The organism is Mesorhizobium sp. B2-1-3 (assembly GCF_006442495.1).
GTDB lineage: Bacteria > Pseudomonadota > Alphaproteobacteria > Rhizobiales > Rhizobiaceae > Mesorhizobium.
Map to the genome: position 1 here is coordinate 289,321 of NZ_VFWL01000004.1, position 22,165 is coordinate 311,485.

The 22,165-nt window shown below is 61.1% G+C and carries 20 protein-coding genes; 10 read left to right on the forward strand and 10 right to left on the reverse strand.

The window, feature by feature from the left end; genetic code table 11:
• The 6 genes from FJ973_RS10610 to FJ973_RS10635 form a co-directional block, all read right to left on the reverse strand.
• Positions 1 to 951 carry an ATP-binding cassette domain-containing protein gene (locus FJ973_RS10610; protein WP_140515184.1) on the reverse strand — a complete coding sequence of 317 codons (951 nt, stop codon included), beginning with the start codon at positions 949 to 951 and terminating at the stop codon, positions 1 to 3.
• A complete protein-coding gene (locus FJ973_RS10615) occupies positions 948 to 1,865 on the reverse strand; it encodes an ABC transporter ATP-binding protein (RefSeq protein WP_140497349.1) in 918 nt (305 codons plus the stop codon). The genes FJ973_RS10610 and FJ973_RS10615 overlap by 4 nt, the downstream gene beginning before the upstream one ends.
• Positions 1,862 to 2,683, reverse strand: coding sequence for an ABC transporter permease (locus FJ973_RS10620; RefSeq protein ID WP_140497347.1), 822 nt, complete (start codon positions 2,681 to 2,683; stop codon positions 1,862 to 1,864). The genes FJ973_RS10615 and FJ973_RS10620 overlap by 4 nt, the downstream gene beginning before the upstream one ends.
• Positions 2,684 to 2,686: 3 nt before the next feature.
• On the reverse strand, positions 2,687 to 3,622 hold the full coding sequence (locus tag FJ973_RS10625; RefSeq protein ID WP_140497345.1) for an ABC transporter permease: 936 nt from the start codon (positions 3,620 to 3,622) through the stop codon (positions 2,687 to 2,689).
• A gap of 111 nt (positions 3,623 to 3,733) precedes the next feature.
• Complete coding sequence (locus tag FJ973_RS10630; RefSeq protein WP_140555695.1) at positions 3,734 to 5,326, reverse strand: ABC transporter substrate-binding protein; 1,593 nt, start codon at positions 5,324 to 5,326, stop codon at positions 3,734 to 3,736.
• Positions 5,327 to 5,393: 67 nt separating this feature from the next.
• Entirely contained in the window at positions 5,394 to 6,833 is a 1,440-nt protein-coding gene (locus FJ973_RS10635) for an amidohydrolase (protein ID WP_246675864.1), read from the reverse strand.
• Between FJ973_RS10635 and FJ973_RS31350 the strand changes: the two genes are divergently transcribed.
• Positions 6,804 to 7,241 (forward strand): hypothetical protein, encoded by a 438-nt coding sequence (locus FJ973_RS31350; protein ID WP_224519091.1) that lies wholly within the window; start codon positions 6,804 to 6,806, stop codon positions 7,239 to 7,241. The genes FJ973_RS10635 and FJ973_RS31350 overlap by 30 nt on opposite strands.
• Before the next feature lie 72 nt (positions 7,242 to 7,313).
• Complete coding sequence (locus FJ973_RS10640; protein ID WP_140497338.1) at positions 7,314 to 8,294, forward strand: LysR family transcriptional regulator; 981 nt, start codon at positions 7,314 to 7,316, stop codon at positions 8,292 to 8,294.
• Here the strand turns inward: FJ973_RS10640 and FJ973_RS10645 are convergent.
• Genes FJ973_RS10645 through FJ973_RS10655 form a run of 3 tightly spaced genes read right to left on the reverse strand, consistent with a single transcriptional unit; the run spans position 8,281 to position 11,019 of the window.
• On the reverse strand, positions 8,281 to 9,081 hold the full coding sequence (locus FJ973_RS10645; protein WP_140497336.1) for a M55 family metallopeptidase: 801 nt from the start codon (positions 9,079 to 9,081) through the stop codon (positions 8,281 to 8,283). The two genes, FJ973_RS10640 and FJ973_RS10645, sit on opposite strands and share 14 nt — an antisense overlap.
• Before the next feature lie 2 nt (positions 9,082 to 9,083).
• The gene (locus FJ973_RS10650; RefSeq protein ID WP_140555698.1) at positions 9,084 to 10,112 is read right to left on the reverse strand and encodes a P1 family peptidase; all 1,029 of its coding nucleotides are present in this window, start codon (positions 10,110 to 10,112) and stop codon (positions 9,084 to 9,086) included.
• 16 nt (positions 10,113 to 10,128) lie between these two features.
• Positions 10,129 to 11,019, reverse strand: coding sequence for a D-amino-acid transaminase (locus tag FJ973_RS10655; protein ID WP_140555725.1), 891 nt, complete (start codon positions 11,017 to 11,019; stop codon positions 10,129 to 10,131).
• A 261-nt stretch (positions 11,020 to 11,280) separates the two neighbouring features.
• Between FJ973_RS10655 and FJ973_RS10660 the strand changes: the two genes are divergently transcribed.
• From FJ973_RS10660 to FJ973_RS10690, 7 genes are all read left to right on the forward strand, one after another.
• On the forward strand, positions 11,281 to 11,598 hold the full coding sequence (locus FJ973_RS10660; protein ID WP_210239498.1) for a metalloregulator ArsR/SmtB family transcription factor: 318 nt from the start codon (positions 11,281 to 11,283) through the stop codon (positions 11,596 to 11,598).
• The gene (locus FJ973_RS10665) at positions 11,595 to 12,083 is read left to right on the forward strand and encodes an SRPBCC family protein (protein ID WP_140515178.1); all 489 of its coding nucleotides are present in this window, start codon (positions 11,595 to 11,597) and stop codon (positions 12,081 to 12,083) included. The genes FJ973_RS10660 and FJ973_RS10665 overlap by 4 nt, the downstream gene beginning before the upstream one ends.
• A gap of 75 nt (positions 12,084 to 12,158) precedes the next feature.
• Entirely contained in the window at positions 12,159 to 12,572 is a 414-nt protein-coding gene (locus tag FJ973_RS10670; RefSeq protein ID WP_140555700.1) for an MAPEG family protein, read from the forward strand.
• Between the two features lie 378 nt (positions 12,573 to 12,950).
• On the forward strand, positions 12,951 to 14,399 hold the full coding sequence (locus FJ973_RS10675) for a TolC family protein (protein WP_140525158.1): 1,449 nt from the start codon (positions 12,951 to 12,953) through the stop codon (positions 14,397 to 14,399).
• A gap of 40 nt (positions 14,400 to 14,439) precedes the next feature.
• A complete protein-coding gene (locus FJ973_RS10680; RefSeq protein ID WP_140555701.1) occupies positions 14,440 to 16,572 on the forward strand; it encodes a type I secretion system permease/ATPase in 2,133 nt (710 codons plus the stop codon).
• A 45-nt stretch (positions 16,573 to 16,617) separates the two neighbouring features.
• A complete protein-coding gene (locus tag FJ973_RS10685) occupies positions 16,618 to 17,907 on the forward strand; it encodes an HlyD family type I secretion periplasmic adaptor subunit (RefSeq protein WP_140497322.1) in 1,290 nt (429 codons plus the stop codon).
• Complete coding sequence (locus FJ973_RS10690; RefSeq protein WP_140515174.1) at positions 17,897 to 18,532, forward strand: ribbon-helix-helix domain-containing protein; 636 nt, start codon at positions 17,897 to 17,899, stop codon at positions 18,530 to 18,532. The genes FJ973_RS10685 and FJ973_RS10690 overlap by 11 nt, the downstream gene beginning before the upstream one ends.
• 128 nt (positions 18,533 to 18,660) lie before the next feature.
• Here the strand turns inward: FJ973_RS10690 and FJ973_RS10695 are convergent, their stop codons facing one another.
• On the reverse strand, positions 18,661 to 19,629 hold the full coding sequence (locus FJ973_RS10695) for a transglutaminase-like cysteine peptidase (protein WP_140555703.1): 969 nt from the start codon (positions 19,627 to 19,629) through the stop codon (positions 18,661 to 18,663).
• A gap of 323 nt (positions 19,630 to 19,952) precedes the next feature.
• Here FJ973_RS10695 and FJ973_RS10700 point away from each other — a divergent pair.
• On the forward strand, positions 19,953 to 22,165 hold a 2,213-nt coding region (locus tag FJ973_RS10700), incomplete at its 3' end, for a DUF5801 repeats-in-toxin domain-containing protein (RefSeq protein WP_210240107.1).

Sequence of the window (22,165 nt, forward strand, 5' to 3'; positions counted from 1 at the left end):
CTATTGCGCGAGGCGGACGCGATGACCGCGGCCGATCTCGACAAGCTCGCTTGGCTCGTGTTCTTCGTCGGGATCCGGACGGCGCGAAATGTCGGGCGAAAAGCGGGCGGCGTCTGGAACGAAGGCGGCATCCGGCAAGGTGCGTGCCCCGGTCAGGATCGCGTCGGGATCGGGAACCGAACCGATCAGGCGACGCGTGTAGGGATGCGTCGGGCGACTAAAAATCGAATGCCAGTCACCCTCTTCCACCACGCGGCCGAAATACATGACGGCAACCCTGTCGCTGACATGCTCGACCACGCTCAGATCGTGGGAGATCATGATGTAGCTCAAGCCCAGCGTTTCCTGCAGGTCCATCAGCAGGTTGATGATCTGCGCCTGGATGGACACGTCCAATGCCGACACCGGCTCGTCCAGCACCAGGATCTTCGGATCAAGCATCAACGCCCGCGCGATGCCGATCCGCTGGCGCTGCCCACCGGAGAATTCATGCGGATAACGGTCGGCGTGATCGGGCGTCAGGCCGACGCGGGTCAGCATCTCGGCGACGCGGTGGCTGGCCTCGCTTCCCTTGGCAATTCCATGCAGGGAAAGCTGCGAGGACAGCATGCGGCCGATGGTCTGGCGCGGATTCAGCGACGCATACGGGTCCTGAAACACCATCTGAGCGATGCGCGCGCGCTCCTTGCGGGCGGGAGCGCCAGGGCCTGTCAACGGCTTGCCCTGGAACAGGATTCTTCCCGAAGTCGGCTCCTGCAGACCCATCACGGTCAGCGCGGTGGTGGATTTTCCGCAGCCGGATTCACCGACGATGGACAGGCACTCTCCGTCGTTCAGGGTCAGATTCACGCCCTGAACGGCACGAAGCGTCCGCTTTGGCCCCAACAGCGAGCGACGCGGCAGCGGGAAATGGACGTTGAGGTCGCGGATTTCCAGAAGAGGCTGGTTCATGCGGTCGCCTCCAGACCAAGGCCGCGCGGCGTGGTCAGCGTCGGTGCGTCGCGTCCACGCTCCTCGCTGCCCACGACCTGGTCCAGTTCGGTCAGGCGGGCGCGTCCAACCAGCGTTCGCGACCCCAGGCGAGGGCGTGCCGCGAGCAGGCCTCGGGTATAGGGATGCAGCGGATTTTCGAACAGAGCCTTGGTGTCCTGCTCCTCGACGAGCCGCCCCCGGTCCATGACCCCGACGCGCCGGCACATATTGGCGATCACGCCCAAATCGTGACTGACCAGCAGCACGGCCGTTCCTTCAGCCGTGCAAAGCTCGGCAAGCAATTCCAGGACGCCTGCCTGGACCGTCACATCAAGTGCGGTGGTCGGCTCGTCCGCAATCAGCAGGTCGGGACGGCAGGCCAGTGCAATGGCGACCATGACGCGCTGGCGCATCCCTCCCGACAGTTGATGGGGGTAGGACAGGGCGCGTTCCTCGGGCGCCGGCACACGAACGCTTTCCAGTGCCTCGACGGCTTTCCTGCGCGCATCCGACCACCCGAAGCCCCTGTGAACGACGAACATTTCCGCGATCTGACGGCCAATCGCCATCAGCGGATTGAGCGCCGTCATGGGCTCTTGAAACACCATCGCCATACGGTCGCCGCGCAGACGGCGCCTGGCGCGGCTGCCAAGCTTCAACACGTCCTGGCTCCGGAAGAAGATCGAGCCGCCGGTCACCTCCAGCGGGCGTTTAAGCAACCCCATCACCGAAAGGCCGGTGATGCTTTTGCCCGAACCGGATTCGCCGACAAGTCCGTAAGTTTCCCCAGGCAGGATATCGAAAGACACGCCGTGAAGGATTTCGTTCCGCTTGCCGACGCCGATGCGCAAGTCGCGGATGGACAGAACAGGGTCGGGAAGAATGCCGCTCATGCCTGCCTTATCCTCATATGCGGATCCAGCATGTCGCGCAGCCCGTCACCGAGCAGATTGAAGCCAAGGACCGTGGCGAAGATTGCGAGGCCGGGGAACAGCGAGGCCCAGGGGGCGGTGCGGATCAGTTCGCGCGCGTCGGTCAGCATGTTCCCCCAGCTCGGCTGTGGTGGCCGGATGCCGACGCCGAGGAAAGACAGTGCAGCTTCCGCCAGAACCGCGCCGCCGATGCCAAGTGTCGCGATGACCAGCACCGGACCGACGATATTCGGCAGTATCTGCGTGCGCATGATGTTGGCGTCGCTGAAGCCGGCCGCCCTGGCGGCCTGCACGAAGCCCTGATTCTTGAGCGACAAGGTGGAGCTGCGGGCGATGCGGCAGGTCCAGGACCAGTTGGTCAGGCCCAATGCGATCAGGAGGCTTGGCAAGCCGGGTCCCAACACCGCCATGATGGCGAGCGCGAAGACCAGGGATGGGATCGCCAGCATGACGTTGGTCAGCCCGTTCACCAGGTCGTCCCACCAGCCTCCGAAATAACCGGCCGAAACCCCAAGCGCCATACCGATGCACGAGTTGATCAACTGCGAAACGAGGCCGACGGTCAGCGACACCCTGGCGCCGTAGAGGATACGGGAAAAGACGTCGCGACCCTGCCCGTCCGTGCCCAAAAGATGGTCCCAGCTCGGCGGCATTTCAGAATTCATCAGGTCGGCGTCGAATATCGGGTTGTACGGGGCAATCCAGCCGGCGCTGACGGCTGCGGCGACCACGAGCAACGCCAGCGCCAGGCCAAGGGCGAAATTGAAACGCAACCGCATGGATCAGGCCACCTTGATGCGCGGGTCGATCATGGCATAGGCGATATCGACCAGCATGTTGATGACAAGGAACCACAACACGATCACGATGACCGTACCCTGAACCACGGGAATGTCGCGTGCCGACACGCTGTCGACCAGAAGCGACCCGATCCCTGGCCAGGAAAACAGTTTCTCGATCACGATCGCCTGCCCCATGAGCGAACCGATCTGAAGGCCAAGCGTGGTCAGGATCAACACCAACACGTTGCGGGTGACGTGACTGCGCACCAGACGCGGTTCGGTCAACCCTTTGGCTCGCGCCGTTCGCACGAAATCCGCGTTCATCACGTCCAGAACGCCAGCGCGGGTGGTTCGCGCCAGGAGCGCCATCGGCGATACGCCGAGCGCGATGGCAGGCAATATGATGTAGCGGATGCCGCCGGGCTGGTAGCCGAAGCTCGGCAGCAGACCGAGCTGCAGCGCAAAGACGTACATTAGCAGCAAGCCTAGCCAGAATTCGGGAACCGACAGGCCGGAAACCGCCAGCATCATCGTGCCGGTGTCCAACACGCTGCCGGGCTTCAGCGCGGCCAGAAATCCCAGAGGAATACCGACTGCCGCGGCAAAGCCCATCGCCGCCAGCGCCAGTTTGATCGAAGGCCAGAGCCGCGGCTCGATCACGTTCCACACCGGTTCGCGGGTGCGGTAGGAAATTCCAAGGTCGAAATGCGCCAGCCCCCACAGATAGTCCCACAGGCGGACCGGCAGAGGCTTGTCCAGCCCGAACTGCTCGTTCAGATGCGCCATCACATCGGCATTCGTGGCGTTGCGCCCCTCCGACATCAGGCTCGATATGAAGCTGCCGGGGACGACGCTGAATATCACGAAAATGATCAGCACGACCGCCAGCAGGGTCGGGATCATCTGCAGCGTGCGACGAAAGATGAAGCGCGACATCCGCGAATCCTGCCTTTCAACAACTGGGCGCCATGCGGCGGGCGAGGAGTGGGCGCCATGCGGTGGGCGGGGCCGTACAAACCGGTCCCGCCCGCCAGCCATGCCATCGCGCTACTTGCGTGATGCGGGTGCGCTGTCGTCGATCCAGATGTCCTCGTAATCCTGGATAGCCAGTTCCGCGCCGTTCGGCTTCAGCCCGTGAACCCATGGCTGGTAGGCCATGACGGCCTTGTTGTAGTTGAAGAACCAGACCGGAGCCTCGTCCTGCAGCAGGTTGTTGGCTTGCCTCAGAAGATCGTTCTGCTTGGCCGGATCGGTTTCGTTGCCTGCCTGCTCGATCAGCTTGTCGAAGTCGGAGTTGTTGAACTTGACGTAGTTGCAGGCGGTCTGCGACGTCTTCGAATAGAAGCAGTTCAGATATTTCAGCGGATCCGGGCCCGACGAGTTCGACCAGATAAAGGCATCAAAATTGTCGGACAGGATCTTGTCGGACAGGACCGAGCTTTCCACCGGGTCGGTCGTCACGGTGACGCCCACCTTGGCCAGCATCGGGATGATCGCCTCGACGATCGGCAGGCCCCAGCTTTCGTTCGAGGTCGCAGTGACCGAGAACTTCAGGCCGGTCTCGAACCCTGCCTCCTTCAGCAGTTCCTTGGCCTTTTCCGGATCATAGGCATAGGGCTTGGCGTCCTTGTCGAAGGCCGGCGATGAAATCGGCAGCCAGGAGACCGCGGGATAAGCCTTGTTCTTCAAGAGCTTCTCGACAATCAGGTCCTTGTTGATCGCATAATTGATCGCCTGCCGGACGCGCTTGTCCTTGAATGCCTCGACCTTCGGATTGAAGCCGATATTGCGGGTGTAGACTTCGGCCACCTCAAGGATGTGATCCTTCAGCGCCGGATCCTGGCTGTAGGCCTCGTACTGCACAGGGCCGAGAACGTTGGTATCGATCTCCGCGTTGCGGAAGGCGACGTCGCGAGCCGAAGCTTCGCCCATCAGCATGATGTCGAGCTTGTCGAGATGCGGCTTGCCCTTCTCATAATAGCCGTCGAACTTCTCCAGTTCGACCTTCGAGCCCGCGACGTAATTGGCGAGCTTGAACGGGCCAAGGCCGTTCGGCTTGGAGGCGAGCTGATCCTCCGGATAGTCCTTGGAGTAGATCGGCGCATAGTTGGACATCAGGTTCCAGCCCGGATCGGCCAGGTTGATGAAGGTGATTTCGATGGTCCTGTCGTCGATCTTCTTCAACCCGGAAATATGATCGGCCTTGCCTGCCTGAAATTCGGCGACGCCGGCGATCTGCAACATCTGCTCGGCGCCCGGCAGGGCCTTCTTGGGATCGGCCAGACGGTTGTAGGACCAGATCACGTCATCGGCGTCGAGCTTGTCGCCATTGTGAAAGGTCGCTTCCCGGAGCTTGTAGGTATAGGTCTTGCCATCCGCCGACTTCTCTACCGTTTCGGCGAGGTCGAGCTCAGGCTTGCCGCTTTCCGGGTTCCATTTGTAGAGGGAGCGGTTGATCGCTTTGGCCACGATCTCGTCTTGCGTATGCGGTGTCGCCGTGATGTCCAGCGATGTGATGGAGTTGCCATAGGGCGCGGTGAACACCAATTTCCCCCCATCCTTCGGTGTGGCGTCCTGCGCCAGCGCGGCGGTCGCCGTTCCAAGCGCAAGCGCCGCGATCAAGCCAAGTCTGTTCAACATCCCTCAATTCCTCCCTGTGGTTCGTTGTTGATTTCCTGTCAGAGACGGGCCCAGCCGGCATTCCGCCTCAACTTCCTTCATAGACGATGCGCCCATCCAGAATTGTCATCTCACAGCGCGTTTCACGCAGGATTGTCTCCGGTGTGGCCGTCAGGAGGTCGTTGGAGAACACGGCGATGTCCGCGAGCATTCCAGGCTCCAACCGGCCCTTCACCATTTCCGCGCCCTGGGAGTAGGCACCGTGTTCGGTATAGGCGCGCAACGCCTGTTCGGGCGTCAGTATTTCGGAAGCGTCCATTACCATGCCCTTGTGCGTCTTGCGCGTCAGCATGGCGTAGAGGTCCGGGAAGGGATTGGGCGAACAGACCGGCGAGTCGCTGCCGGTGGACGGCTTCATGCCGAGGCGATCCCAGGTTCCGATCGGATAGGAGCGCAACCCGCGCTCCGGCCCGAGAACCGAGACGTAGGCGTCGCCGAAATCATAGATGAAGGCCTGCTGCGGCGCAGGCAGGATGCCTGCCTTCAACATCCGCTGATTGATGGCACCATCGACATAACCGCAATGCTCGATCCGGTGCCGGTGCTTGTGATCCGGCCTGGCGGCGCGCACACGTTCATAAGCGCGCACGAGCTGGTCGATGGCGGCATCGCCAATGCCATGGCAGACCATGGTGTAGCCCATTGCGGTGTAGCGGTCGACCAGTTCGAACAATTGAGCGTCTGGCAGCATCCGGACACCGAAATTGTCAGGCTGGCCAATATATGGCTGGCGCATCCAGGCCGTGCGTCCGCCGGCCGAGCCGTCCGTGAATATCTTCACGCCGCCTATGCGGAACATGTCGCTGCCGACCCCGGTAACGAGACCCGCGGCATGGCAAGGCTCGACGATGGACGAACCGGGGTCGCCCAGAAGTGTTGCCCAGACCCGTACCGGGAGCCGGCCGCTGCGCTCGGCCTCATGATAAGCCTCGATCTCGGTCATACCGTCGATCTGGCCAGTGGCCGCGTCCATGCAGGACGTTATGCCGAACCGTAGGAGGTCACGGCCCCCCGCTTCGATAGCATCGAGTATCTCGGCGAAAGAGGGTGTCGGCTGGACGTCGTAGACGAGGTTCTGGGCGTTCTCAGCCAGCATTCCGGTCAGTTGCCCGGCCTCGCGCCCAATGACGCCACCATCCGGATCGGGCGTGTCGATATCGATTCCCGCCAGCGCCAGCGCCAGCGAATTCACGACAGTGACATGGCCGCAGGCGCGCGTGACCGAAACGGGATGATCCGGCAGGGCGGCGTCCAGCTCCTTCACGGTCGGCATCAGTGCGTCCGGATATCGGGTCTGGTCAAAACCGCGCGCGGTCACCCATGCGCCTTTGGGCGTTTCGGCGGCCCGTGCCCGCAGCGCAGCCATCAGCGCGCCGCGGGTCGGCGCGGCATCGGGCGTCGCATCGACCTTGCCACGCAGGAGCCCCGTCGAGATCAGATGCAGGTGCGCATCGTTCAAACCGGGCATTGCGAAGCGCCCGGCCAGATCCACGACCCTCGTGCCCTTTCCGATCAGGGGCTTGATATCGGCGTTGGAGCCACTGGCCACGACCTGGTTGCCCAAGACCGCAATCGCCTCCGCGATCGGATTTCCGTAACCGGTCCAAATCTTGCCGCCATGCAAAACGAGATCGGCTTGGTTCTGCGAATTCATGCTGCCTTTTCTTCTCCCCCGGCGTTCACGGACGTCGCCGACATAGATTTGACTTTGAGTGGCATTCCGTTTCGTGTGCGGTCAGATTCTTCTCCCGCGCTCGACGTCACGTTCCCCTGCCACCGGCTCCAGTTGCCAGCTTTTTCGTTTTGCAGACGTTGGGGCGTCGGCGATCACAAGGCCAATTCGGTTTTCGCAATCAAGCATGCAAAATTTGCATAACATTGCAATTATAATGAAATATGCTCCCATTGCGGCTGGATCAATGCTCGAACGCAGTGGAGGAGAGGCCGCGTGGAAATCAAATGGCTCGAAGATTTCGTGACGCTTGCAGAAACCTCGAGCTTTTCGCGGGCAGCCGAAATCCGCAATGTCACCCAGTCGGCCTTCAGTCGGCGCATCAAGCAGCTTGAGACGTGGCTCGGAGCACCGCTCATCAGTCGCGCCACCATGCCGGCCGAACTGACATCGGCCGGACGCAATTTTCTTCCGATGGCGCAAGACGCCATCAGGATGTTCTATTCGGTGCGCGAGTCTCTGCGCCCGCCTGCGGAACAGGGGCTTGTACGCTTTGCGGCCCTTCACACATTGACCATCACGTTCTTTCCGGTTTGGCTGCGGGAGGTGCAGCGGAACACTCGCACCTTCGGCACATCCTTCATGGCTGACAGGGGTGGCATCGAGGCGAACCTGGCTGCACTGACCGATGGCGAAACCGACTTCTTCCTGACCTATGCGCACCGTGAAGTGCCGTTTCACCTGGATCGCGACAAGTTTTCTCATCTGGCTATCGGATCGGATCGGCTCATCCCGGTCGCGGCGCCGGAACTGCGCTTCGACAAGTCGACCGTGCCCGCGGCGGGCATTCTGGACAGTCCGGAAACGGCAAAGCGAGCTTTGCCCTATCTGGGCTATGGTTACAGCTCTTTCTTTGGTGTCGCCCTCGGAAAACTGTTCTCGAAGCACTCGCCGTTCCGGCGTCAGACAGTGCATGAAAGCACAATAAGCGCCGGACTCAAGGAACTTGCGCTGACCGGCGCGGGCATCTGCTGGCTGCCAGAAAGCCTCGTCGAGAACGACATCTCCAATGGAGCCCTTGTCATCTGTTCGAATGACAGCACATGGACGCTCGATCTCGAGATACGATTGTATCGCAGCTCGGAGAAGACGCGAAGCACCATGGTAGAGGCTCTTTGGCAATCATCCAAGGCGCTGGCGCAAACGTTGAAGCCCGCCGCGCCAGCCGCGGGCACGGCGACCTTCAGCTCTTCATGAAGCGGAAGGCGCGCAGCACCTCGAAATAGTCGTTCGATGCAAAGGCGACGGCACGTGGCCCGTGCCGGCGCACTCCGGGATACCAGGAAGCGCGATAGGCATCGACGGGATTGCTGAATTCGATGATGATCTCGACCCTTTCCGGCATTGACGGCAAAGCTTGCCGCGCCCTGTCGCGCAACGCCCTTTCAACGCCCTCGCATATTGCGCCGCGCGCCGACGCAGGCGCCAGGGAGATGGTGGCCGCGCCGATGCCTTTGAGGGTTTCGACAGTGGCTATCCCCGGGACGAGGGCTCTGGCGTCGGCGCAAATGCCTTCGTCGCCGGAAAGAAATACCGAGCGCACGCCATAGCGCGCGGCGCACAACGCATTCAATGTGAATTCGGACGCTGTTTCGCCATTCAGGATCAGCCGCGATATTCGCAATGTCGATGTGTGTGCAAGCGGGTTGTCCTCGACGCCGGCCTTGGAATGGTAGCCGGTATAAAGCGCGGCATCGAAGCTTTCATCGATCCCGAACATCATTGCGTCCGGATGTCCCGACCAGCCCCTCACGATGCGCGCGAAAGGCGGCATGCGTTCGAGAATAAGGTTGCGCCCGCTGTCATGCGCATCCTTGATCATAATTTCGGTGGCGCCAGCGGCTCGCGCTCCTTCGCAGGCGGCCAGGACCTCCCCGGTCATCAGTTCGCGGAATTCCCTGTGGTCGGCATGCGTTCTTTCCGCCTCGTCCCAGGATTGAATGCCCGAGGTGCCTTCGATATCGGCCGAAATGAAAATCTTCATGCTCAAAGGGGCTCCTTCAGCCAGTCGGTCAACGCCGGAATCCTGCGTCTATTTCGTCCAGCCACGCCTTGCGCGGCGCACAGGGCGTTCAGAACGGCCTCGACCGTGGTTTCCACAACCGCTTCGAAAACGAGGTCGATGTATCTGTCATCGACACGCGAAATCGAAATGAACGGTGAAGGCGAGACGTGCGGCAGAGGATCGGCGGTCGTGAAGGCGATGGCGATATCGCCACTGCCGTGTCCCCAATACGAACCGAGGCGGGCAATGCCGGCGCCGGCCCGGCTGGCGGCACGGTTCAATTGCCGGTCGTCAAGAGGAATATCCGTGCCGAGAATGATGATGATCGACCCGCTTTCAGGCTCGCCGAGCCCTTTGGGATCGGCTCTGCGGCCATCCGGGAGGACAAGATCCCCTGCCCTGCCGAAGTTGGACAACACCAGAGCGCCAAGCGTGAAGGCGCGAGACCCGATCTCGACAGACCTGGACGCGCTGCCGATACCCGCCTTGAAGCCAAACGACGTCATTCCGGTGCCGGCGCCGATGCTGCCCTGTTCGACCGGACCGGCGCTCGCGGCATCCAGCGCCGCTTCGGCGTCATGCCGGGTGACCGCCATTGCCTGAATATCATTGATGCCGCCGTCGTTGCATTCGCAAACGACGGGATTGACCGTGCTGGTCTTGCGCCCGATCTCCGGGTTGGCGGCAATGGCACGCTTGATCAGCGCCTCCGCACATGGTGCGACCGAGAACGTGTTGGTCAGAAGGATCGGCGTTTCGATCGTGCACAGTTCGGACAATTGCATGAGCCCGACGGACTTGCCGAAACCGTTGATGATATCGACCGCCGCCCTGACCTTGGATCTGAACAGGTCGCCGCCATGGGGCAAGATGGCGGTGACGCCTGTCGCAAGTCCGTCGGCGATGATCGTCTTATGGCCGACCAGGACACCCGGCACGTCCGTGATCGCATTGTTCGGGCCGGGCGGCAGCCGCCCCGTGCCAAGGCCTAAACGCCGTGCCGCGCCCATTTTCACATCCCACTCATCAAGCAAGGGCCGCTCTTCCGGCCGCATGCCCGTTCATCTCTGCAAAAGCTGTCTGGACGTAAATTTCCTGCAGGCGGCGTGTCAATGGACCAGGTTGGCCGTTTCCGATCCTGTGGCCGGCAATACGGATGACGGGGGTGACCAGGCTCGAGGCGGAGGTCAGGAACGCTTCCGCCGCCGAAAACGCCTCCTCTGGCGAGAACGCACGCTCTTCAAACAAAATGCCCTGGTCTTCACATAGACGCGCCACTGCTCGCCGCGTACAGCCGGGCAGGATGGCTTGAGAATTGGCGCGAGTGATGACACGGCCGTCGTGCGTAACGATGAAAGCCGTCGCCGATGCGCCCTCGGTCACCTGTCCACCCTCGACAAACCAGACATCATCGAAGCCTTTCTCGCTTGCAGCATGCTTTGCCAGAACCTGCCCCAGCAGCATGACGGTCTTTATGTCGCGCCGTGCCCAGCGCGGATCAGGCGCCAGGTCGACGGCGACGCCTTCGGCCTGAGCCTTGGTTCCTACGAGTTTGCGGGCGCTTGTGAAGGCGACCATGGTCGGCTCAAGATCATCGGGAAACAGGAAATTGCGCTTGGCTTCGCCGCGCGAAATCTGGAGATAGACCGTTCCTTCATCCAATCCGTTGAGCGAGATCAGTTCCAATTGAATGGCTTCTATCTCAGGCAGCGTCACGGGCATGGGAATACATATCTCGGCAAGCGACCGCTGGAGACGATTGAGATGGAAATCATTGTCTATCAGCCTGCCGCCGATCACGGCGGTCACCTCGTAGACCGCGTCTGCAAAGAGGAATCCCCGATCGAAGAGACCGATGCGCGCCTCGTCTTCGGGCATGTAACGCCGATTGCAATAGACTTGCGCCACTTTGGCCATCCTCGATCCCAGCATCAACTGACTGCTCGATAAATGCCAAGGCAGGTCGGCAAAGACCAATTCAAAAAATGCAATTCGGTATGCCGATACCGTCAAAGCGCAACTAGCACTCCCTCCGACGGCCGCATGATTCACGCCACGAGACGGCGCAGGTCGCTGAATGGTTTCCTTTAATCCCGTGGAGCCGGACGGGGGCTTGGACGACGCATCGTTGACCTCCCGATATTGACAGGTCGCGGCCATCGATTTAAGTTCGCGTTAGTGGCCACTAACGCGAACTACTGGACAGCGCTCGGAGATCCGACAAGGCGCACGATCTTCGAACTGCTGGTCGAACAGCCCTGTTCGGTCAGCGGACTTGCTCGTGCCCTGCCTGTAACCCGGCCGGCCGTCTCTCAGCACTTGAAGATACTCAAGGCTGCCGGGCTTGTGGCCGACACGCGCTCGGGCAAAGAACGCATATACCGTATCGATCAGGATGGGCTGGCAGGCCTGCGCGCGGAAATCGACCAGTTCTGGAGCAAGACCCTGGCGGGCTACAAATTAGCCGTCGAGTATCCAAAAAAGGACCAAGCATGAGTAAGGACCCTGCACTCGCGCCCGTAAGGCATTTCGTCGTTGTCGAGGCATCCATTGCGCGTGCCTTCAAGGTTTTCACCGAGGATTTCGGGAGATTCAAACCTCGAGAGCACAATCTTCTTGCCGTTCCGATCGCAGAAACGATCTTCGAACCCCGGGTCGGAGGGCACATTTACGACCGAGGTGTGGATGGCAGCGAGTGCCGCTGGGCTCGTGTGTTGGCCTACGATCCGCCCAGCCGGCTGGTTCTGAGCTGGGACATCAGCCCTCGGTGGCAGATCGAGACCGACCCGAACAAGACGAGCGAATGGGAGGTCCGGTTCACGGCCGAGACCGAGAACAGAACCCGAGTTGAGATCGAGCACCGGCATTTCGAGCGCCATGGGGAAGGCTGGGTAGGCGTGAGGGGTGCAGTTGATAGCGATCAGGGCTGGCCGCTCTACCTGCAACGGTTCCACGACTTGTTCAACCATCGGACAGCCTGACAACCGCGTTGCAGTTCATGGGGTATGACTCGCAAGCACCGTATCGCCCACTGAGATTCCAGGAGCAGAGACAATATGGAAGTCTATTGGTTAAGCATCCTCGGCGTGCTTACGCTTTGTTTGCTGTCGGTGGTGTTGGCAGTCTATTCCGGTTCGTCCAAGGGATTTGCAGGGGTGCTTTCAGGACCGGTAGTCCCGGCGGACGACCACAACCCGCTCTACAGGATCGACCGCGTCCACATGAACTCGGTTGAGGCGCTGGCGCCCTTTGTCGTGCCCGCGGTGCTGGCGATGATGGTTGGTGTTGGACCGACCACTTTGGCGACGCTTGTGGGGCTGCACCTGGCGATACGCCTGATTCATCTGGGAATCTACCTACGTGGCGGAAACGCCGCAAAGGGAGGCAGTGTCAGGACGGTTCTGTACGTTTCGGGAGCGCTGGTTACGCTTGCCCTTATTGTTGTGACTGGATGGGCAGCACTCCATTGACGCGTTATCGGCAGTTATCGGAGGCTACATCCGTTATAGTCCGCGTCCGGCATCCCCGTTCGGCAACAGCGCCGCCGTCTCGGCCCAGGCAACTTTCGGGACCATTGTGCGGTTTTTTCAAAAAAGTGCCCTAGCCGCTCCAACCAAGGCATTTTTTCGTTGCAGCCGATCGGCATTCTCCCACCCCCATCGGTCCCGCTGTTATGTGTTATTTTTGCTACATGTCGCTGCTCATGACTGGGAAAACCCATTTAGAGTCGCCTAAATTAATATTCGCTCACGTATTTTCTGAATATATCGGGTAATTCGGCAATGGTGGGCCTGGGGTTGGCCCGCTTAAGCGCCTTGAGGAAGGCGTTGGGGAAACGGGTGGGCTAAATGAATAGAACTGGCATGTCGGCCATAGGCAAGCGCCTTGGTCTTTTGATGGCGGCTACGATGCTGACTTGCGGGGGGGCGAACGCCCTCACGCTCAAGGAGGCCGTGGCGGTAGCGGTCGAATCCAATCCGGAGATCGGCCAGGCGATAGAAAATCGCGAAGCGATCGAGTTCGAATTGCGTCAGGCAAAGGGCCTCTATTTGCCCAGCGTCGACCTGCAGGCGTCGGCTGGCGCTCGCCGTCTCGACAATTCGTCACGGCGCGCACTCTCGATAGAGGACGACGCGCTTTATCCGGCAGAAACCGACCTGACCGTTTCGCAGACGCTCTATGACAGCGGCGCAAGGCGCGCAGAATTGAACCGCCAGGCCTCCCGCGTCGATGGCGCGTCGTTTCGGGTGCTGGAACGGTCGGAATTCATCGGTCTCTCTGTTGTCCAGGACTACCTCGAATACATGCTCCAGGCTTCGATTGTTGCCGAGGCAAAGAAAAACCTGGGCTTCCATCAAGCAATCCTCCACGACATCCAGGAAGGCATTGCCGGCGGCGGGTTGAACGAAGCCGACCGGCAACAGGCCGAGGAGCGGCTGTTCGCGGCCAAGGCCCGCATGCAGGAAGCGTCGGAGGAACTGGAGGCCGCGCGGATACGGTTTTTCAAGACCGTCGGCAAGCCGCTGACCAATGCAGCGAGGCCGGCCGACGTGTCCGGCACGCTGCCAAGGTCGCTGGACGATGCGCTGGGCCTTGCGCGCGAGAGCAACCCGCGCGTCCACATGGCCAACAGCGATATTGCCGCGGCGGCCTCGCTGGTGGACGCGGCGCGCGCGAAATACGGCCCTTCGATCATTGCCGAAGGCTCTGCCCGGGCGGGCTACGACATTGACGGCGACAATGGAGACGCATCCGATCTGCAGGCACGTCTGGTGTTGCGCTGGAATCTCTATCGGGGCGGCATCGACAAGGCCAATGAGCAGGAGCAGATCCGCCGCACCAGCGAGCAGCGGCTCGCGATGCACCAGGTTCTCCGAGAGATCGAGGAAGCCGTTCGCACGTCATGGGATCGTCGCTTCCGGCAGGCCGATCTGGCCAAGACCCTGAAGCTACAAGCAGTCTCCAACGAAAAGCTGGTCGCGTCCTATCGCGAACAGTTCAAGGTCGGTCAGCGCTCGTTGCTCGACGTGCTCGATGCGCAGAACACGCGGTTCAACACCGCCACGCTGGCCGACACCGCGTCCTACGCATCCCTTTTCGCGCAATATCGGCTTCTGGCGGCGACCGGGCAGTTGTTGAAAACGATGGATATCCACCCGCCAAAACAGGCTACGGCATACGCGCGAACCGAGTTCGCCGCACCGGAAATTGCCGACACCGAGACCTATGCGCGCACGCCTTCGGAACAGAAAAATGACGTGCCGTTCGATATTCTGGCACCGGTCAGGAAAAAATAGGCGGGCCTAAGGATCGATCGAGAGTCCCCGCGGGCGGATCGTGAACCAGCAACCCAACATTCTGTCACCGAAAGAGGCTTTCAAGGCCTGCTTTTCGGCCGTCGCCGCATATCTCGGCCGCCCCAGCGCCGAAACCGTGCTCTTTGCCGGCGTGCCGCTGGCGGAAACGCGCATCGACATCGACGCGATCCGGCATCTTGCCGAGCGCGTCGGCCTTGAAATAACCGAGTTCAGCCATCGCGACTTTGTTCGGGGGCGCATCGACCTCCCCGCGATCGTCTTTCGCGTCAGCCAGCTGCCGGTCGCGCTGCTGGCCGATGGTGAAGTCGGCGAATATTTCACCGCTCCCCAGGAGGACGGGCGCACCACGATCAGCCGGTCGGAACTGGCCAACAGCTATATCAGCGGCGGTGCGTCCTTCTCGATCACCTACGCCAACGCGACGGAGGCCATGAGCGTCGGGTCGGCGCCGAAAATCGAGCGGCGACATTGGCTGACGGGAACGATGGGGCCGTTCTGGCGCACCTATTCGAAGGTTGTCCTGTCGGCGGTGTTCATCAATCTGCTCGCCATCGCCTCGCCGATCTTCACCATGAACGTGTACGACAGGATCCTGCCGAACAAAGCGATATCGACGCTCTGGGTGCTGGCCATCGGCATCGGCGCGGTCATCCTGTTCGACCTGCTGCTAAAGACCTCCCGGGCATCGCTCATCGACTATGCCGGGCGCAAGGCGGATCTGCGCATTTCATACATGCTGTTCGAGAAGGTGCTGAACTCGTCTCTGGCGGCACGGCCGGGCTCGACGGGCGAATACGCAAATCGCGTGACCCAATATGAATTCGTGCGCGAATTCTTCACGTCCAACACCATCAGCGTGTTCATCGACACGGCTTTCGTGTTTGTTTTTCTCCTCGTCATCTATGCGATAGGCGGCTGGCTGGTCATGATACCCGCGCTGGCCTTCGTCGCGTCGGTGATCGTCGGACTGGTCACGCAGCGGCGCATCGGCAAGCGTGTGGCGGCCTCCATGAACGAGGCCTCGCAGCGCCAGGCGCTGCTGGTCGAATCCATTTCCACGCTGGAGACGATCAAGTCGCTGCGCGCCGAAGCCTACCTGTTGCGAAAATGGGGAGAGCATTCCAAAAACGCCTCCAACACCTCCGAGAAGATCAAGCAGCTTTCGGCCGCCGCCGGCAATATAACGCAGGCCATCCAGCAGCTGGTCACCGTCGCGCTGGTGGTGGCCGGCGCCTACGCCTTCTCCGAAGGACATGTCTCCACCGGAGCCATCATCGGCACCGTCATGCTGGCCAGCCGGGCTGTGGCCCCGCTCGGGCAGATCGCCATCACCTTGTCCAGATTGCGCCAGGCCATGCTCTCTTTGCGGATGGTGAATTCGATCATGGCTCAGCCGGAGGATCGTCCGGACACTGTGGGCTTCGTCAACCGGCCCATCCGCAACGGCGCCATGGTGTTCCGGAACGTCGGCTTTACCTATCCCGGCTCCGATAACGAAGTCCTGACCGGCCTGAATTTCTCCGTGAAGCCGGGGGAGCGGATCGGCATCATCGGCCGCATAGGATCGGGAAAGACGACGATGGGGCGGCTGATCGGCAGGCTTTTCTTGCCGAGTTCCGGCGAACTGCTGCTGGACGGCATCGACATCCGTCAATACCACCCCTCCGAGGTTCGCGCCGCCGTCGGCATCGTCGCGCAGGCGAACGATCTGTTTTCAGGCACCATCAAGGAAAATCTTTTGATGGCCTGTCCGGAGGCGACCGATGAGCAGATCGTCGAAGCGGCCAAGGCCGCCGGCGTCGACGATTTCGTCTCCCGCCACCCGCGTGGCTATGACATGAATGTCGGCGAGCGCGGCACCAATCTCTCGGGCGGCCAGAGACAGACGATGGCGATCGCCCGGCTGTTGCTGACGAAACCGAAAGTCGTCTTCCTGGACGAGCCGTCCGGCTCGATGGATCTGGCTTCCGAGCGTCAACTGATCAAGCAGCTCAAAGTGGCTTTCGATCGAAACACCACGCTGATCGTCTCGACGCACCGCTTCAGCATGCTCGAACTTGCCGACCGGCTTATCGTCATCGAGCAAGGCAGGATCGTTGCCGATGGACCAAAGGACCAAGTGATACAGGCGCTGCAGAAAAAAAGCACCTGAAGAACGAAAACTATCAAAGTATTCAATGCGTTGGGGCCGTGGGAAATGCTTGCAAGGGAAGACCGGCCGCCGCTCTTTGCGTCGGCGTCCATATTTATCATAGGTGCACTCTTCGTGTCTTCCGTTGCTTGGGCGTCCTTTGCCGAGGTGGATGAAATCGCACGCGGCGACGGCAAGGTCATACCTGCTTCCAAAACGCAGATCATCCAGGCCAGCGAGCCGGGCGTCGTCCAGGAAATTGCCGTCAAGATCGGGCAGGTCGTGAAGAAGAACGACCTCATCATCCGCCTCGACAATACGTTCAACACCTCCAGCCTTGGCGAGCAACAGGCCAAGGCACGGGCATTACAGACCCGCATTGCACGGCTGAAGTTCGAGCAGAGCGGCGATCTGCAAGGCGAATTTCCATGTCCGGCCGAAATCCAGAAGGTCGCCCCGGAAATCTGCGACAACGAGCAGAAGCTGCTGGTCGCCCGCCGCGACAACTTCGAAGTCAAGCTGTCGGTTCTCAAGTCGCGCCTCGATCAGCGCGAGAAGGAATTGGACGAGGCGACCGCCAATTCCGATCGCCTCACGAAGAATCTGGTCGTCAGCGACCAGGAGGCAAAGCTGGTCGAAGCCATGGTCAAGAAAGGCCTGATGGCGCGAACCGAGCAACTCCGGGTCGAACGCGAGCAGACCGAGCTCAATGGGCAGCTGACGCTTGCTGGAGAAACCACCAAGAAAGCCAAATCGGCTATCACCGAGGCCCAGCTTCAGGTCGACGAGCTCGGCCTGCAGCTGCAACAGGAGGCGCTGAGCGACCTCACGCAGGCGCTGGCTGACCTCTCGGTGGTCGATGAAACCATTCGCGGCGCGACCGACAAGGTGGCCCGCACCGACATCCGTTCTCCAGTCGACGGTATCGTCAACACGCTTGACATCAATACGGTTGGCGCGTTCGTGCAGCCCGGCGCGGTGGTCGCCGGCATCGTTCCGACTTCGGAGACCTTGCTGGTCGAAGCGCGGGTTTCGCCCCGCGACGTTGCCTTCATCCGGCCGGACCAGGAGGCGCTGATCAAGGTCACCGCCTATGATTTCTCGATCTTCGGCGGCATCGAAGGCAAGGTCTCGAACATCACCGCCGACAGTCTCGTCGACCAGAAGACAGGCGAGCCCTATTATCAGGTGCGCGTCGCGACCGACAGGTCGACGCTGACGCGGGATGGCAAGACCTATTCCATCATCCCGGGCATGATCTGCTCCGTCGACATCAAGACCGGCCGCAAGACGATCCTGACCTACCTGCTGAAACCCATCAACAAGGCACGAGAGGAGGCGATGAGTGAACGATAGCGCCACGCCTCCCGCTGTTCTCGAGCGGTTGCTCGTGCCGATGGCCACGGAAGACCTCGGCATGGAGTTCCGGGTTGTCGCGCGCCGCGGCATCCGCCGCGGCATCCGCCTGGAGCGGACGTTCTGGACGTCGCTCAGGCAGATGGCGGAAAGCCGCAAATGCACGATCGGCATGCTTGTCGATGAGATCGCCGAGAGCCAGCCTCCGGCCGGCAATCTGACGTCGGCGATCAGGGTTGCCTGCATTCGTGACTTGACGGAAGAAAACCTGACGTTGAAGAGGCTTGCATCGATCAGGACGATCACCGCGATACTGGTCGCCTGCCCCTCGCCCGCCTTCGCCCTTTCATCGTCGAAAAAGATCCTGACCTTCAACGCTCCGTTCCAACAATTGGTAAAGCGCCAATTGCCGACGGCGCCGAGCGATGACGGGCGTCAGGATCTCAGGCTGGCGCTCGATCTCAACGTGGCGGACATCTTCGCGCGGCTGGATGCCAATGGCGAGATTCCGGTCGCCAGCGGGTTCGTCATCGGCGCCGGCGAACGCCGATATCGCGGCCAATTGAATGCCGTGCGAGCACCGCTGGTCGGGCAGGACCTGCTGATGGCATTCGTCAGCGGCTAGCAGCAGTTCCAGGAAAAGTGCGAAACGCTTCCCGGGAAAAGCGTGTAGCGCTTTCCCTTGGGAATTGCGCAAAACAAAGAGATAGAGCGGTTCGGCGTTTTCCATAAAAGCCGGCGAACCGCGGTTGCTCACCGACGGGCAAGCGCTCCAGAAGCCGTGTCGGGCTGCAATCCCTCGCCGGGCGCGACGCCTGCAAAACCGCCCTTGATCTCCGCGACCTGCGCGCTGCCCGATCTCGAACCATGGATCCAGGCTCGGTCCGTGCTGAAGGAATAAAGCGGCACATAATCGGGGAGATCGCTGTCGCGCAGCACGGTGTTGTTGAGGCTGTCGAGAATGAACACGCCACTTGCCGTGCTTACCGACAGGACCGCATGGAAGAATCCCCGCCTGCGATCCTGGAGAACAACCAACGCCATGCTTTGCGCGGGGATGCCGGCCCTCAGCAGCGCCGTCATCTTCAGTATGACGAAATCCTCGCAGTCGCCGGCGCGCTTATCGAGCACCTCGGTGGGCTTTGCCCAGTAATCGAGCTTGCCATAGATGACGCTGTCCTTCCTGTAGGCGATCAGGTGATTGATGCCGCTGTTGACGAATGACAGTTTCTCGCTGAACCCTTTGCCCTGTGCCGACGAGATCAGCCTGGCAAAAGCCGCGCTCTTCTGCTCGCAGGCACTGCCCGCCGAGCAGCCGACAATTGCTTGGTAGACCGGTGCCCACCGCGCGGCGACGGGAAAGTTATGCATGGACAACGCGACCGAGCCGAACACGCCGGGGATAATCGTTGCCGTCTTGATGGGATCAATTCCGGCATTCGCAGGCGCCGGCGCAACGCCCGCTTGGGCATCGTCGATCGTGTAACTCATGGAAACCAGGTCGGGCTGGTATCCTACCGCCGATCGCCAAGGCTGGAATCTTTCCAGGGAAACGCCGCCCAGGCTGGGCGGCATCCGCACGTCTTCAACAAGCCCGCCGACCGAAGCGGTGTCCTCTAAATGGACGCTCGCGAGCGATGGCTGCGGCAGGCCTGCGAGGCTGATCGTCAGCAAGAGTAGCTTGAGGCCGGCTGTTCCCGGCGCGGTTTTTTCTTTTTTCATAACGCCCACCTTTTGACTGTGGACGGTACCGATCTTGTCTCAAATTATTGGCAATGAAGGTAGATAATGGCGACGAAACTTGTTTCCCCTATTTTTCGTAAAATTTTATTTGAATTTATACTTCTATTTACCATGCAACCGGGGGCGAGGCCTCATCCGCACTGGCACCTATCGACTTATATAACAGAATATATGCTCCCAGTTTACCACGCGTAAAAAATGCCATTGTAGGCATATAATGGTATATAAAGTAGATTGACGGACGGTTGCAAAGTAATGGTTGCCGCTGTCTCTTTCGGGGAAATGCCGGAGGGGTACAAGCAATGACCATCAATAACGAATTGGACGCCGTTTCGGGTTCGTGGGACGAGCATTCCATGGCCAGTGAACGTCACGACCAGACCTCGCCGGCAGAGTTCCAGGTCGCACAGGCGGCTTCGACGCAACAGGCCGCGCCGGCAGCGGCCGAACCAGTGCCGGTCGATGTGGGCAGTGGCGCGCCGGCGGAAGCACCCGCGGAGGCGAAGGCCCAGGCGGCAGCCGCGCCGCACGAATACGTCGCCGACGCCGGCAACGTCGTGAAGCTTCCGGCGAACGTCTCGATCGACAACATCAAGGTTGACGGCCACAATCTCGTGCTCGAACAGGCCGACGGCTCGGTCATCGTGATCAAGGACGGCGCGCTCAACGTGCCGACCTTCGTCCTTGGCGATGTCGAGGTGCCGCGCGTCGCCTTGATCGCCGCGCTCGAGGCGAGCCATGTGGATGTCGCCTTCGGCGCCGATGGTTCGATGTCGGCTGGCCCTGGAGGTTCGACCTCGAGCGCCGGTGGAAATTTTGAAATTCCTCCTGGCGGCATCGGCGATGGATTTGATCTTTCGGCGCTCTTGCCGCCGACCGATCTGCAGTTCGGGCAGGCCGAGAGGCGGGAACTGTTCCTTCCCAATGCGAACCCGGAATTTGGCGATCTCACCGTCCGCGTGTCGGAAGAAGGGCTTTCCGGCGCAAACCCGGACGGCGATCCCGGCTCACCCTTCGACGAATCGAATCTTTCGGTGATCAACGGCAGCTTCGGCGCTACGGATCCCAATGGCGATCCGCTGACCTACGGCCTCGGAGTGCCTGCCACGACGCTTACCTCGCACGGCACCGACGTCGTGTGGGAACTGGTCGATTCGACGCATCTCGTCGGCAGGGTCGGATCGGACGTCGTGATCAGCGTCACCATCACGGATGCGAGCACGGGAACCTTCCAGATCGCCCTGCTCGGTCCCCTCGACCACCCGCTGGCCGGTTTCGAGGATGACCTCTCCATCGTCGTCCCGGTTACCGTGCAGGATCCGTTCGGCGGCTCGGCAACGGCCAACATGACCGTGATCGTCGAGGACGACAGCCCTGCCCTGACGGTGGGCAACACGGCAGCCAGTTCCGCGGTGCTCGATGAAACCAATGCCGGTTCGCCGGCCGGCTTTCCGATCGATGTGACGAGCGCCAACCCGATTATTTCCGTTGCATCCAATTTCGGTGCCGACGGCGCCGCCGCCGGCGGCGGCATCGCCTATGCGCTGGGCCTGACCGGCAATGTCGCATCGCTCGATTCGGGCCTGAAGACGGCCATTGGCGATTTTGCGATCACGCTGCTGCAGACCAATGCGACGACGGTCACCGGCACTTATCAGAACGGCGGCACCCACACCGCCTTTACCATCGTCATCAACGGCAATGGCACGCTTACGGTCACCCAATACGCTCCGCTGGAGCACACTGTCGATGGATCGAGCGCTGCTGCCCATGACGACGTGCTGACCCTCTCGGGCAAGATCACAGCCTCGGTGACCGTCACCGACTTCGATGGCGACAGCGCATTCGGCGGTGCCCAGATCGGCGGCGCGATCCAGTTCCACGACGATGGACCTTTGGTAACAGTCGTCGCCGACGCCGGCGCCGTGGTCTCACTCGACGAAACGCAGGCCTTGAGCATGGCGGCTGCGATCAACACAGGAACCATCGTCAAGGGCGATGATCCCGATATCGGCGGTACCGGGGCGATCACCTCCGGCACCAGCAACGGCGCCCTGGTCAATGTGACGGCGCTGTTCGGCGGCGACGGCCCGGCGGCAAGCACCGCCACCGTCTATCAGCTGAGCGTCACGAACGCCGTTTCCGGCCTGACCGTCACCGACGGCTCAACGATCACCTTGCAGACGCTTGCGAACGGAGTGGTTGTCGGAGTCGTGCAGGGCGGCGCGTTCAAGGGCGAGGCCGCGTTCGCGCTGTCGATCGATCCGGCCACCGGCAAGGTGACCGTCGAGCAATATCTGTCGCTCCACCATTCCGACACCGGTAATCCCGACGACACGGTTGCACTCACCGCCGGCTCGCTGGCCGTGAAGGTCACGATCACGGATAGCGATGGCGACTCCGCCAGCGCCAGCGCCGACGTCTCGGGCCAGATCAGTTTCGACGACGACGGGCCGAAGGTGACGGCTGTCGCCGCCACCGGCGTTACGGTAGCGCTTGACGAGACGGCGACCAC